Source organism: Actinocorallia sp. A-T 12471 (genome assembly GCF_033875155.1).
Lineage (GTDB): Bacteria > Actinomycetota > Actinomycetes > Streptosporangiales > Streptosporangiaceae > Actinocorallia.
Genome location: NZ_JAWZTE010000001.1, coordinates 614,119 through 626,569 on the forward strand (window position 1 = coordinate 614,119; position 12,451 = coordinate 626,569).

The window sequence follows — 12,451 nt, forward strand, 5'->3', positions numbered from 1 at the left end:
AATGGCTATGGAACAAAGGTCAGATTCCGGCGATCTGGTTCAGAAGCTATGGAGCTATTGCGAGCTCCTTCGCCACAGCGGGGTCTCCACGCTCGACTATGTCGAACAGCTGACCTATCTACTTTTCCTCAAGATTGCGGATGAGCGGGCGAACCGGCCGCTGAATCCCGAGCGGATCATTCCAGAAGGAATGGACTGGGCGAGTCTAGTGAATAAGTCGGGTGACGACTTGCTCGACCAGTACGAACACATCCTTCCGCTGTTGGGCCGACAACATGGAATGCTAGGTTCGATCTTCGATGGCGCAAAGAACAAGATTCAATCGCCTGCGGTGCTCCAGAGACTCGTCAAGGACTTGATCGGGCAGTACCACTGGGGCAGCGAAAGCACGGATGTCAAGGGCGACGCGTATGAGGGGCTGCTTCAGCGTGGAGCCGAGGACCGTAAGACTGGCGCTGGGCAGTACTTCACGCCCCGTCCTGTGATCGACGCGATGGTGGAGTGCGTTGACCCGGGGCCTACCGACACGGTGTTTGACCCAGCCTGTGGCACCGGCGGATTTTTGATCGCCGCGCACAGCCATATTGTCCGCCATCACGGCTCAGAGCTGGACAGCGACCGGCGACGTGCGCTGAACAGCGGGGCCATCCAGGGCGTGGAGCTTGTGCGTGAGACGGCACGCCTAGCATCGATGAACATGCTCATCCACGGGATCGGGCAGCCGAATGGCGAAGAGCTGATCGACGTCCGCGATTCGCTGGCGGCACCTCCCGCAAAGCGATTCGATGTGATCTTGGCAAACCCACCGTTCGGGGTTGGGACGGTTACCGGTGAAAATTACGCCAAGGCTCGCCAGGACCTATGGACAGAGACCACAAACAAGCAGCTCAACTTCGTCCAGCACATTTACACGTTGCTGAACATGGACGGTCGGGCCGCTGTCGTCCTCCCAGACAACGTGCTGTTTGAGTCAGGTGCCGGCGAGACCATCCGGCGAGAGCTGCTCACCCGATGCGACGTACACACCCTGCTGCGGCTCCCCACTGGCATCTTCTATGCCGGTGGGGTAAAGGCGAACGTGCTCTTCTTCGACAAGAAGAGACCCCGTCCCGACGGCTCGCCTCGTACCAAGCGGTTGTGGGTCTACGACCTTCGGACCGGCCAGAACTTCACCATGAAGCGATCCCCACTCACACGCGCTCACCTGGACGACTTCGTCAAGTGCTATCGGCCGGGTGACCAGGGTGCCCGCTTCGAGGTCGACAGGTTCAAGGCGTACGAGTACGGCGACCTCATCGCCCGCGACAAGGTCAACCTGGACCTCACCTTCCTCCAGGACTCGGCCACCGAGGTGCTACAGGATCCCGATGTCATTGCGCAAGAGATCGTTGAGGAGCTGGAAGCCGCCCTCGCTGAATTTTCAGTGATCGCTGAGTCCTTGCGGGCGCTAAAGTCCTCTCGTGAGGATTCCGACATTCAGGACTGACCTGCCACGTCGCGTCACGAGTATTCGGTCTTCCCGTGAGGGAGGTGACAGAACGTGACGTCCGCTCGCTCGCTCTTCGACTCGCTCTGGTCCTTCTACGACCGGGAACTAAGCGTCGAAGGTGTGTCCCCCCTTGAGTACGTGGAGCAGCTCACGTACTTGCTTTTCCTGAAGATCGATGATGAGCGGGGAAGGCGTTCGATCCGCCGTGTGCAGGTCGTGCCGAACGGCTTGGGCTGGTCCAGTCTCAGGAGCCAGTCGGGAGGCGAGCTGGAGAGGCAGTACGCCCACGTGCTCGAGCAGGGCGGCAAAACGGATGGCATCAGCGAGGATGAGCGGACCAAAGCCGTCATCTTCCGAAAGGCCAAAGCTTCGATTCGTAACCCCGCGAAGCTGCAGGCGCTGATTTCCGATGAGATCGGCCAGCTCCAATGGAGTGGTTTCCTTCCAGCGACTTTGGGAGATTTCTACCGTCTGCTTCTGCACGAGGCGAGCGCTAACTTCAACATCAACTCCGGACAGACGCTTACGCCCGAGGCGCTCGTCTCCGCTGTTATCGACTGTGTGCGCCCTGTGACTACGGACAGGGTGTTCGACCCTGCGGGTGGGACCGGCTCACTTCTCGTGGCAGCCGGCCTAGCCATGAGAAGGGACGCGGAAGCCCGGCGAGTAGTCGGGGAAGACGCGCAACTGGCTCCCAACGCCGTATTTGGATACGATCTCGATGAGCGGCTGTGCCGGTTCGCCACTATGAATATAGTGCTCAGCCTCGGCCTCCAGCTCAATTCGCCGCCGCCGATCGAAGAGAGGAACACCCTTGCCGCTCGATCGGCTGTAGAACCCACTCTGATCGTCTGTAACCCGCCATTCAAGACGACTGCGCCGCGGCCCCAGGGACGTACGGATCTGATTGTTGACACGAACAGCAATCAGCTGAATTTCCTGCAGCACATCGCGACTGCCCTGCCTAATGGGGGGAGAGCTGCCGTTTTCGTCCCGGACAATGTGCTCTTTGCTGGTTATGCGGACGCCGAGTTCCGCAGGACGTGGTTGCTCCAGCACTGCGACGTGCACACCCTCCTGCGTCTCCCGACCGGAATTTTCGACCGCCCTGGTGTCAAGTCCAACATCCTTTTCTTCGACCGTAAACCGCCACGACCCGACGGTACTCCGGCCACCAAGCGACTGGACGTTTACGACTTCCGGACCGGTCGACACTTCCAGTCGTCCCACAGTCCGCTCAAGCGATCCGATCTTGATGATTTCGTCGCCTGGTACCACTCTGACCGCGTGTCGGTACCGGGCCGTCCGGCCGTCTCGGTCACTTTCGACCAGATCAGAACCACCTACAACTGGCGACTTGACATCGCCGTCAATGACGGCTCGGCAGCAACGGAAACGATTGATCCACGCACTCTCGCACAGGAGATTGCCGACCAGTTGAAGGCCGCGGCGAAGGCGTTCGAAATCCTTGCCGCCACCCTCCCGGCGACACCCGACGTCATGGAGCCCGAGACGTGAGCATGGGCAAAACTCCTTTCCAGAGGTTCACCGACAACCTCCAGTACGCCCAGCGCATGATCCATGGGGGTGTCACTTTGGAGAAGCTTGGGCGGGCCCGAGTCGATCTGGGAGCGCTCACCAGCGACAACGCTCCCCACCCTGACGACCTCTACCGTGCCTCCTGGACGCAGTGCGTGAGCGCACTCGATCATTGGCTTCATGAGGCGATCATCGCCTACATCGTTGACCACACCGGTGACATCAATTGGAAGAGACCCGCGCGCTTGGAAGCGCTTAAGCTCTCCATGGGAGAAGCCGAGAGGCTTTATCGGGGAAGTACGCCGGCCCGCGTGGTTATACGACAGTTCCTTGAGCGTGAGCTGAAACGCAGTACGTACCAGAAGAGCAGCGCCATTACCGATGGACTTCGGCTCGCCTTGCACCTCGATGGCGGCCAGATCTGGAAGCACATCGGTGACCCGCTCCAACTACCTGCCCATCAGGCAATCGCCAAGCAGGACGGGATCGGCGAGCGCCGCGACAAGATCGCCCATCGTGCGGATCTGGATGAGCAGGGTCAGCGTACGCCGATGAGCGCGACCGATGCCCAGCTCACTCTCGACTGGATCGCTCACGTGGGGACGACAATTGCGGGGCTCTTGCGCTGATCTCATGAACGGTTCCGTCTGTCAGGCCCGGCGCGGCGCGGTGCACCTTGGGAGGCTGGAGCCGTATTGGACGTGCTCCGGCCTTCTTGAGGGCACTGCTACGCCGATCAGCGAGCCGGTTTCGTGCGGTAGATGCCGACCAGCTTGAGAATCTCTCAGCGCCTGCGTGTCGTCCTGTGGTGGACTTGTAGGCAAGCCGCTCGTTACGAGGTGCGAACCGGGGCGTGGTGGCTCCAGGGCGCTCGCTCCGGTCAGTGCTTTCGGTTTGTGGACCAGGACCTTCAGATGGGGTCGAGGTCAGGGCGGGAGCGGCCTGGTGACGAGTCGTTCGTGCCGGCGACGAACTCCTGCCCGTCGTGGACGAGTACTCGGAGGCGTGTAGGAGGACGTGGAACTTGTGGCGGATCGGCTTTACCGGCACCGACTATTGGTTGGTCCTCCTGGTGGCCAGGGAGCATCGATCGACCCGGCGATGACAACCCGGTCGCCAACGGTTCGGTCGGGGCCGGGGCCGGGGCCGGGGCTCGGCATCGGCTGGTGGTAGGAGGTCTTGCGCGGTGGTGAGATGTTCGGTGAGCGCGGCCGACAGGATGTTCCACCCCTCATCACCGGTTCGTCCAGTCGGCACGATTATGAGTGGCGGCGGAGATGCCAATAGGGGCCGACACAATGGACTTGTGGCTCGCATCAACATGATTGAGGTCACCGGTGGAGGTCCAGGCCGGTGGGAGTATGAGATATTCGACCAGACAACGTGGCTGCGACTTGATGACGAAGCACGCCGACTGCAGATCTGGAGAGCCATCAAGCGTCGCCAGGGCCGGCGTCGTCGAGCACTCATTAAGGCCGCTGGCCCTGCGGACCGCTACACCGTCCAGGAGATTGGCGACCGCGACGGTTGGGAGTGTCTGATTTGCGAATCACCTGTCAGTCGCGAGTTCAGGGCACCGCATCCGTGTACGCCGAGCGTTCATCACATCTTTGCGATTTGGCAGGGGGGTGCGGACACTCTCGACAATGTTGTACTGACTCACCTGTTCTGCAACCAGAACAACGAGACGAGTCCACGCCATAGTCCTGCGGGCGCGCGTGCAGCCCTTGCCGACCGCGTCTTGTACGGGCGTTATGGCCCGGGGCGCCGTGAGCAGACGCCCACCTCGGAGGACAGGGCGCTCGCTGAGCTGATCCTTGGCGGAGGCTCTTCTTAATACCGGCCCTGGGCTTCTCCTGGCGGTAGTCGTCTAGTGGAATCCGAGGCCGGAGAAACCTGGCCCAGCGAGGCGGGTTTTGGCGAATTGGTTGCGGTGTGGGTCTTTTGCGCTGCCCTGGCAGGGTGCGGAGATAGTCGAAGCTGAACGAGCGTCAACTGAAGCTTTTGGAGCGCATCGGCGCGGGCGAGGAATCGGTCAGTTCTCGGAAGTCCGCTTTGGCGACGACAGTCGCCCGCGCTGCGGGCGCAGGGCCTGGTCCGCACGCCGCGGGCGGGAGGCGTGTGGCGTGCGGAGATCACTGATGCTGGCCGTTTCTATCTGGAGCATGTCCACCACCCAGACCGGCCGGAACCCGGATCCCCGGAGCCAGTGTTCCGGCTCACACCTTTTGTTAGGAGTTCTTGCAGGGTGCTCAAGACGTGTTCAGCACCCTGCTCGAAATTCATGCCGATGTGTGGTTTAGGGTTTGAAGGAGTCGAAGATTTCTTCTAGGGCGTCGGCGAGGGTGGTGTCTTCTTCGTTGAGGATGGCGGCGTAGCGGGAGGTTACCTCTAGGCTGCCGTGGCCGGCTCGTTGGCGGACTTTTTGGAGGTCGATGCCCTTGGCGATGGCCCAGCTGATGCCGGTGTGGCGGGCGTTGTAGGGGGTGAAGGTGGGCGGGAGGGAGGCTTGGGTTCGGGCGTGGTTCCAGAAGCGGTCCAGACGGCGGGGGTGAGGAACTCGGTGCCGTCGGTGCGGACGGGGTTGGCTCGGGTGGAGGTGGTGAACTGGCGGTGGCGCCATCCGCGTTGGTAGGCGGCGGCGAAGGAGCGGCATTCGGGGCAGGCGCAGTTCATGCCGTAGCGGGCGCCCGTGGTGACGTGGTGGTGGATCTTGCCGGTCTTGGTGACGATGGGAAGGAGGTCGGGCTCGGCGGCTTGGTCGGGGGTGATGAGGCTCTTGTAGGCGAACATCCACTGGGGGAAGAGGAGGGCGTCGTCGGCGATGTGGTCCTGGAGGGCTGTGCACATCTGCTTGGAGATGGTGAAGCGGCGCCAGTCGCCGTTCTTGGGGTGGGGGTTGGTGATCCAGCCGGCGCGGCCGGTGGGGTGGAAGCGGGCGCCTACGCGGACGCTGGAGCGGGTGATGGTGAGGAGCTGTTTGCCGAAGTCGAAGTCGCAGGGGCGGAGGCTGATGAGCTCGCAGCGTCGGGCCCAAGTGGTGACGTTGAGGCGGGCGTGGAGCGGGCCGGAGGGTAGGTGAGGGCTTCCTCCAGGAGGTGCCATTGGTCGTGGCTGGCGACCAGGACCGGCTTGGTGGGGGCGGAGGGGAGGCGGATGCTGCGGACGGGGTTGTTGGAGCGGTAGCCCTCGTTCCAGGCCATCTCGCACATGGCCGAGAGGACCTTGCGGGTGGCGAGGATGGCGCTGTGGGGGACTTCGGCCTGGGGGAGGGTCTTGATGAGGAGGTTGTAGTAGGTCTCGCGGTTGACCTCGCTGACGCGGAGTCGGCCTAGGTAGGGGTAGATGTAGAGCTGGGCGACGGAGAAGTAGCCCTGCATGGTCGCGGCGCTGGCTCTGTGGCGGGGGAACAAACGGGTCTCGCCGAACTCCAGGAAGGTCGTGCGCGCTTTGTCAGCGGGGCTGGTCTCCTGGAGGAGGCTGTGGATGTGCTGCTCTTCTTGCTCGGCGACCTCGTACGCTCGGCGGTGGTCGTCGTAGGTTCCGGCGGAGCGGTACGGTCCGTCCTTCGTCCGGTACATGCCCGTGTAGCGGGGTTTGCCGTCCTTGTCGGCTCGCTGGATGACGTAGGGCATCGGGCACCTCCTTCACGAAGAAGAGGGCTCCGGCGACCGCTTCACGGCGGGCGTCGTGTTAGATCGTTTGTTAGACGGACGCATGATCACCGGTTAACATCCGGTGGTACGCGGCCCCATAAAATGGGCTCTGACCTGCGGTTTCATGACTTTAGTCCTACCCCAAGATCGCTGCGGGGCACTTTCGGCGGCACCACCGAAATCATGAAAGAAGTAATCGGCCGCAGCCTCGGCATCTAACCCCCACCCACCACCCCATAGTTCGCATAGTAGCCAGAAGCTAACAGAATGTTAAAACCCGTGTTAGACCACCTAGCCTCCACCCTTTTGCCCCCGGCCCGCCCGGCCCTGCCCGGCCGGCCCGGGGGATAAAGGGCCAAGGGGTGAAGGGCACAGGGGGTGGTGGGGGGTTAGGTTGGGGGGTGGCGGGTTTGGAGGTAGGTGAGGACGGCTTGGACTCGGCGGTTGGTGTCGTCGGAGGGGGCCAGGTCGAGTTTGGTGAAGATGGCGGCGGTGTGTTTGGCGATGGTGCTTTCGCTGAGGTGGAGAGTTGTTGAGATGGCGGCGTTTGATAGGCCCTGGGCCATGTGGGCCAGGACGTCGTGTTCGCGTGGGGTCAGGGTGGACAGGGGGTCGGATGGGGCGGGTGCGAGGAGGGCGGCGATGACCTCGGGGTCCATGGCGGTGCCGCCGGACGCGACACGGTTGACCGCGTCGACGAACTGGGCGGCGTTGAAGACCCGGTCCTTCAGCAGGTAGCCGATCGCGCCGGACCCGTCGGCGAGGAGTTCGCGCGCGTACAGCTGCTGCACGTGCTGGGACAGGACGAGGATCGGCAGCCCCGGGATCGCCTTGCGGGCCGCGAGCGCCGCCTGGAGGCCCTCGTCGGTGTGCGTCGGCGGCAGCCTGACGTCGACGACGGACACGTCGGGACGCAGTTCGAGCAGCCCCTTCAGCAGCTCGGGCCCGGTCTTCACAGCCGCGACGACGTCGAAGCCGTGCGCCTCAAGGAGCCGGACGAGGCCGTCGCGCAGGAGGTAGAGGTCTTCGGCGACGAGTACGCGGTGCATCAGGAGGACATTACGCCGCCTTGCCGAAGGGCGGAACGGGGGGTTCGCGGCGGTGGGTGGCGGGGATGGCGGCGGCGAGCGCGGCCATCGCGGTGCCGAGGACGATCATGAACGCGATGCACGGCCACTGCCAGGGCTCGGGCAGATAGCGCGCCAGGAACCAGGACCGCTCGTCGACGCCGAACGCCTTCAGGGAGCCCGCGACGATGCCCTGCGGGAACAGCGGGCACCAGAACGTCGTCCACAGGCCGATGACCAGGGCGGTCTTCCAGCGCGGCAGTTCAGCGGGCAGGCCGGACCAGTGCTGCGGGAGCACCTTCGGCAGTTCGAGCACGACGGTGGTGGGCCCTCCCGGGGGGCTCTCGAACGCGACGGTCCCGTCGAACGCGGCGAGCCGACGCTCGATGCCGCGCAGCCCCGTCCCCCGTGACGGGTCCGCCCCGCCCTTCCCGTCGTCTGAGACGGTGACGAGCAGGTTCGGCCCGTGCCCGCTGATCGTGACGTGCACCGAGGCCGCCCCGGAGTGCCTGGCGGCGTTGGACAGCAGCTCACTGATCGCGAAGTAGGCGGCGGCTTCTACGGGTGCTTCGGGTCGGTGCGTAAGGTCGACCTCCACCGAGGTCTGCAACGCGCTGTCCAAGGCGAGGACGCGTACGGCGTCGCCAAGGCCGCGTTCGGCGAGGACCGGAGGGTGGATGCCGTGGATGACGCGGCGCAGCTCGGTCAGGGTGTCCGCCGACGCCTCGCGGGCCTTGGCCATGAGGGCTTTCGCCGCGTCGGGGTCTTTGTCCATGAGCTGTTCGGCGGCCCCGAGGGTCATGCCGAGCGCGACGAGCCTGGCCTGGGCGCCGTCGTGCAGGTCGCGTTCGATCCTGCGCATCTCGGCGGCCTGGGTGTCGACCGCGAGGTGCCGCGCATGGGTGACGCTCTCCAGACGACGGGCGAGCCTGCTGGACGCGGTCGGCGCGAGCAGCAGCGTGCTCCACTGCGCGTGTACCCGCAGCCCGCGCGCGGGCGACAGCAGCAGCAGCGGCAGGAGCGCGGTCTTGATGAGCGGGTCGAGCAGCAGCCACAGGGTGTCGCGCCAGGTCGCGGGGTCGCTGACGAGCCACTTCCAGCGGTCGTTCCAAGCGGGCACCCTCGGCGACTTGTACAGCGTGCGGTCCGAGCGGTACATGCCGTCGGCCTGGGGACGCGGAGGCGGCGGCTTCGGCAGGTAGGGCGGGTCGATCCGGACGCCGGCGGACGCCTCGGCGAGCCGCCGTGCCGCGCCCGTCACGCGCCGGGTCAGCGTCGTCTGGGGCGGGAACACGAAGACCATGCCGAGCCCGAACGTGAGCAGCACGCACAGCACCGCGGTCGCGAGCGCGACGAGTTCGGCGGCGACGAGTGCGAGCAGCACGAGGACATGGCCGTAGTTCCGCATGGCATGAGTCTCGCGGATGCCGACGAGTGCTCCTATGGCACCTAGGTACACCTTTGTCCGGCAATCAGCGCCGATGTGGCGACATGGGCGTCGCTTCTAGCTTCTTAGCCATGAACGTCATCGAGGTAGCGAACCTCAGCAAACGATACAAAGACCATGTCGCGGTGGACGACGTGTCGTTCACCGTCGGACCCGGCGAGATCTTCGGCATCCTCGGCCCGAACGGCGCGGGCAAGACCACGACCGTCGAGTGCGTCGCCGGCCTGCGCGAGCGCGACGGCGGGACGGTGCGCGTCGCGGGGATCGACCCCGCCGACGACAAGGCAGCGCTCCACCGCGTCCTGGGCGTCCAGCTCCAGAGCGCGGCGCTGCCGGAGAAGATCAGGGTGTGGGAGGCGCTCGACCTCTACGCGTCTTTCTACGACGACCCCGCCGACTGGCGCGAGCTGATGGAACGCGTCGGCCTCGCCGACAAGCGCGACGCGTTCTTCTCGGCCCTGTCGGGCGGCCAGCGGCAGCGGCTGTCGGTCGCGCTCGCCCTGGTCGGCAGGCCGCGCGTCGCCGTCCTTGACGAGCTCACGACCGGCCTCGACCCGCAGGCGCGCCGTGACACGTGGGAGCTCGTCGAGCAGATCCGCGACTCGGGCGTGACGATCGTGCTGGTCACCCACTTCATGGAGGAGGCCGAGCGCCTCTGCGACAGGATCGCGCTCATCGACGCGGGCCGCCTCGTGGCGACCGACACCCCCGACGGGCTCGTCGCGCGGATCGGCGGCGGCCAGCGGATGCGGTTCAGGCCCTCCGCCGACTTCGACGTCACGCTGCTCACCGCCCTGCCCGAGGTCGGCGACGTGCTGCGCGACGGCGGCCACGTCGTCGTCACGGGCACGGGCGACCTCGTCCCCGCCGTGACGCTCGCGCTCGCCGCGCACGGGGTCGTGCCCGCCGAGCTGCGCGTCGACCAGGCCACCCTTGACGACGCGTTCGTCGCCCTCACCGGAAGGAAGCTTCGATGAACAAGATCCTGCTCGTGGAGACCAAGCTGTTCCTGCGCGACCCGCTCGCCGGGGCGCTGGCGCTGCTGCTGCCGGTCGGCCTGCTGCTCGGGATCGGCCAGATCCCCGACCTGCGCAAGCCCGATCCCGCGTTCGGCGGCGAACGGTTCGTGGACGCCCAGCTCCCGGCCACGATGATCCTGCTCGCCCTCCTGACGTCCGCGTTCACGATCCTGCCGAACGCGCTCGCCACCTACCGGGAGCACGGCGTGCTGCGCCGGATGTCCACCACGCCGGTCCACCCGGCCCGGCTGCTCGCCGCCCAGCTCGTCCTGAACCTCGTGGTGGCGGCGCTCGGCGCGCTCCTCATCGTGGTGGCGGCGGCGCTGGTGTTCGGGTCACGGCTGCCGGGGAACCTCGCAGGGTTCGTCCTGGTCTTCCTGCTCGGCGCGGCGGCGCTGCTCGCGCTCGGCCTCATCATCGCCTCCGTCGCCAACGCCAAGGCCGCGCCCGCGATCGGGTCGGTCTCGATGTTCCCGCTGCTGTTCCTGGCGGGCATGTGGATCCCGCGCGAGGTGATGCCCGACGCGCTGCGCACCGTCAGCGACTACTCGGTGGTCGGCCCGTTCATCGCGGCGCTGCGCGCCACATGGGCGGGCGACTGGCCCGAGCTGTCCCACCTCGCCGTCCTCGCGGCGGGCCTCGCGGTCTTCTGCGCGCTCGCCGTGCGGCTGTTCCGGTGGCAGTGAGCCGCCCGGGCCGCCCCCGCTCAGGGGGCGGTTCGCGGCGGGGCCGGGGTCAGCGTGACGGCGGTCTTGGTGCCGTAGGTCCAGTTGAGCATCTTGGCGGCGTCCTGGAAGCGGCCGAGCGCGGTGGAGCTCTTGAGGACGACGCCGTAGACGGTGTGCTTCTTGCGGCGTGCCACGAACATGAAGCAGGAGCCCGCCGACGCCGTCGAGCCGGTCTTGATGCCGTACAGGCCCGGGTAGCCGGAGTTGTCGTCGTTGCGGCCGCTGTTCTTGAGCAGGAGGTTGTGGGTGCGCAGCGGGTACTTGCGGCCCTTCAGGGAGGTGATGTCCTTCCTGACGGTTTTGACGATCTTCGCGAATGTCTTGTTCTTCATCGCGTGCCTGGCCAGCTTGAGCTGGTCGGCGGCGGTCGTCAGGTCGCCCTTGGCGGGCTGGCCGTCGAAGGACGCGTAGTGCGTGCGGGTCATGCCCAGCTTCTTGGCGAGGGCGTTCATCTTGTCCTGCGCGCCGAGGAAGCCGCCGGTGCCGCCGTAGGACTCCGCGAGCGCGTAGGCGGCGTCGCTGCCCGACTCGATGAGCATCGCCTCGAGGAGCTGGCGGGCGGTGAGCACGTCGCCGGGGACGAGGTGGCTGTTGCTCGCGCCCCAGCCGTCGACCCAGTCCTTGTACTTCTGCCTGATCGTGATCTTCCTGCTCAGGTCGCCTCGTTTCAGGACGACCATCGCGAGCGCGACCTTGTTCATGCTTCCGACGGGCATCCGCTTGTTCGGGGCGCGCTTCCACAGGACCTTGCCGGTGGTGGCGTCGAAGAGGATCGCCGACGACGCCGTCACGCCCGCCGGGGCCTTGGGCTTCGCGGCGGCCTGGCCCACCGGGACGAGCGTGATCATGGACGCCGCGAGCGCCGTCGCGGTCAGCTTCTTCAGCACTGGATGTCCCTCTCGTCGGATTCGTCCCGGCCGCCGAGACCTTACCGCGATCTTGAGAATTCCGCTCGGGTGTCGGGCGTCCGGATCGGTACGCGGCGGAGCGTCATGGGTGTAAGACTCTGCGTCATGTCTTGGCTTCGGGATCTGGGCGGGACGGCCGCGGCGGCGCTCGCGCTCCTTGGCGCGTGTGCGGGCTGTGAGGGGGCCGGAGGGTCGAGCGCGGGCGGCGCGGGCGGCCTGCCCCGCGCGGCCGACGGGACCGACGTGGCCGCGTGCTTCGACGGGAACTGCGAGATCCGGGTGCGCGGACGGACCACGATCCCGCTGAACGCACGGTTCGGATTCACCAGGTTCTCCTACGATCCCGGCGACTCCACCTGGAGATATGCCTACCGGACGGGCGGCAGGGGCTCCACCCAGATGCGCGGGATCGGGACGAATATCTCGTGGCTCGGCACGTCGCCGTCGCGGATGCTGCGGCTGCGCGTCATCGCACGCGACGGGGACGCGGCGGTCATCTCGCTCGGGTCATGAACATTCGGACGACAGCCGCTTAACTCCGCGTACCCCGGCGAACCGGGCGGTGGGCGTCGGCGTCCTCTGAGGGCCTGGAGCGGCA

General features: G+C 65.9%; 12 protein-coding genes. 7 read left to right on the plus strand and 5 right to left on the minus strand.

The genetic code is table 11. From position 1 onward, the window contains the following. The first annotated feature begins 7 nt into the window (after positions 1–7). From R9X44_RS02915 to R9X44_RS35670, 4 genes are all read left to right on the plus strand, one after another. On the plus strand, positions 8–1,486 hold the full coding sequence (locus R9X44_RS02915; protein ID WP_319812357.1) for a class I SAM-dependent DNA methyltransferase: 1,479 nt from the start codon (positions 8–10) through the stop codon (positions 1,484–1,486). A gap of 54 nt (positions 1,487–1,540) precedes the next feature. Next, positions 1,541–3,007, plus strand: coding sequence for an N-6 DNA methylase (locus R9X44_RS02920; RefSeq protein ID WP_319812358.1), 1,467 nt, complete (start codon positions 1,541–1,543; stop codon positions 3,005–3,007). After that, positions 3,004–3,657: a hypothetical protein gene (locus R9X44_RS02925; protein ID WP_319812359.1), complete on the plus strand. Its 654-nt coding sequence runs from the start codon at positions 3,004–3,006 to the stop codon at positions 3,655–3,657. The genes R9X44_RS02920 and R9X44_RS02925 overlap by 4 nt, the downstream gene beginning before the upstream one ends. 692 nt (positions 3,658–4,349) lie before the next feature. Then, complete coding sequence (locus tag R9X44_RS35670) at positions 4,350–4,865, plus strand: HNH endonuclease (protein WP_413774905.1); 516 nt, start codon at positions 4,350–4,352, stop codon at positions 4,863–4,865. A gap of 462 nt (positions 4,866–5,327) precedes the next feature. Here R9X44_RS35670 and R9X44_RS35675 read toward each other — a convergent pair whose 3' ends face one another. From R9X44_RS35675 to R9X44_RS02945, 4 genes are all read right to left on the minus strand, one after another. Next, positions 5,328–5,684 carry a tyrosine-type recombinase/integrase gene (locus R9X44_RS35675; protein ID WP_413774896.1) on the minus strand — a complete coding sequence of 119 codons (357 nt, stop codon included), beginning with the start codon at positions 5,682–5,684 and terminating at the stop codon, positions 5,328–5,330. Positions 5,685–5,970: 286 nt separating this feature from the next. After that, on the minus strand, positions 5,971–6,663 hold the full coding sequence (locus tag R9X44_RS02935) for a hypothetical protein (RefSeq protein ID WP_319812361.1): 693 nt from the start codon (positions 6,661–6,663) through the stop codon (positions 5,971–5,973). A gap of 410 nt (positions 6,664–7,073) precedes the next feature. Continuing rightward, positions 7,074–7,733, minus strand: a complete 660-nt coding sequence (locus R9X44_RS02940) for a response regulator transcription factor (protein WP_319812362.1) — start codon at positions 7,731–7,733, stop codon at positions 7,074–7,076. Between the two features lie 10 nt (positions 7,734–7,743). Next, entirely contained in the window at positions 7,744–9,159 is a 1,416-nt protein-coding gene (locus tag R9X44_RS02945) for a sensor histidine kinase (RefSeq protein ID WP_319812363.1), read from the minus strand. 110 nt (positions 9,160–9,269) lie between these two features. Here R9X44_RS02945 and R9X44_RS02950 point away from each other — a divergent pair, with 110 nt between their 5' ends. Both R9X44_RS02950 and R9X44_RS02955 read left to right on the plus strand, forming a co-directional pair. Continuing rightward, positions 9,270–10,175, plus strand: a complete 906-nt coding sequence (locus R9X44_RS02950; RefSeq protein WP_319812364.1) for an ABC transporter ATP-binding protein — start codon at positions 9,270–9,272, stop codon at positions 10,173–10,175. Further along, positions 10,172–10,903: an ABC transporter permease gene (locus R9X44_RS02955; protein WP_319812365.1), complete on the plus strand. Its 732-nt coding sequence runs from the start codon at positions 10,172–10,174 to the stop codon at positions 10,901–10,903. Before R9X44_RS02950 ends, R9X44_RS02955 begins: the two co-directional genes overlap by 4 nt. A 20-nt stretch (positions 10,904–10,923) precedes the next feature. Here the strand turns inward: R9X44_RS02955 and R9X44_RS02960 are convergent, their stop codons facing one another. Further along, positions 10,924–11,832 carry a D-alanyl-D-alanine carboxypeptidase family protein gene (locus R9X44_RS02960; RefSeq protein ID WP_319812366.1) on the minus strand — a complete coding sequence of 303 codons (909 nt, stop codon included), beginning with the start codon at positions 11,830–11,832 and terminating at the stop codon, positions 10,924–10,926. Between the two features lie 126 nt (positions 11,833–11,958). On the opposite strand from R9X44_RS02960, the gene R9X44_RS02965 reads away from it, so the two are divergent. Beyond that, complete coding sequence (locus tag R9X44_RS02965) at positions 11,959–12,366, plus strand: hypothetical protein (protein ID WP_319812367.1); 408 nt, start codon at positions 11,959–11,961, stop codon at positions 12,364–12,366. The last annotated feature ends 85 nt before the right edge of the window (positions 12,367–12,451 follow it).

Bases quoted from the DNA above. Each gene is read 5' to 3' on its own strand.
- R9X44_RS02965 (WP_319812367.1), top strand. From the start codon at position 11,959: ATGTCTTGGCTTCGGGATCTGGGCGGGACGGCCGCGGCGGCGCTCGCG.
- R9X44_RS02935 (WP_319812361.1), bottom strand. From the start codon at position 6,663: ATGCCCTACGTCATCCAGCGAGCCGACAAGGACGGCAAACCCCGCTAC.
- R9X44_RS02940 (WP_319812362.1), bottom strand. From the start codon at position 7,733: ATGCACCGCGTACTCGTCGCCGAAGACCTCTACCTCCTGCGCGACGGC.
- R9X44_RS02915 (WP_319812357.1), top strand. From the start codon at position 8: ATGGAACAAAGGTCAGATTCCGGCGATCTGGTTCAGAAGCTATGGAGC.
- R9X44_RS02955 (WP_319812365.1), top strand. From the start codon at position 10,172: ATGAACAAGATCCTGCTCGTGGAGACCAAGCTGTTCCTGCGCGACCCG.
- R9X44_RS35675 (WP_413774896.1), bottom strand. From the start codon at position 5,684: ATGCCGCTCCTTCGCCGCCGCCTACCAACGCGGATGGCGCCACCGCCA.
- R9X44_RS02950 (WP_319812364.1), top strand. From the start codon at position 9,270: ATGAACGTCATCGAGGTAGCGAACCTCAGCAAACGATACAAAGACCAT.
- R9X44_RS35670 (WP_413774905.1), top strand. From the start codon at position 4,350: ATGATTGAGGTCACCGGTGGAGGTCCAGGCCGGTGGGAGTATGAGATA.
- R9X44_RS02945 (WP_319812363.1), bottom strand. From the start codon at position 9,159: ATGCGGAACTACGGCCATGTCCTCGTGCTGCTCGCACTCGTCGCCGCC.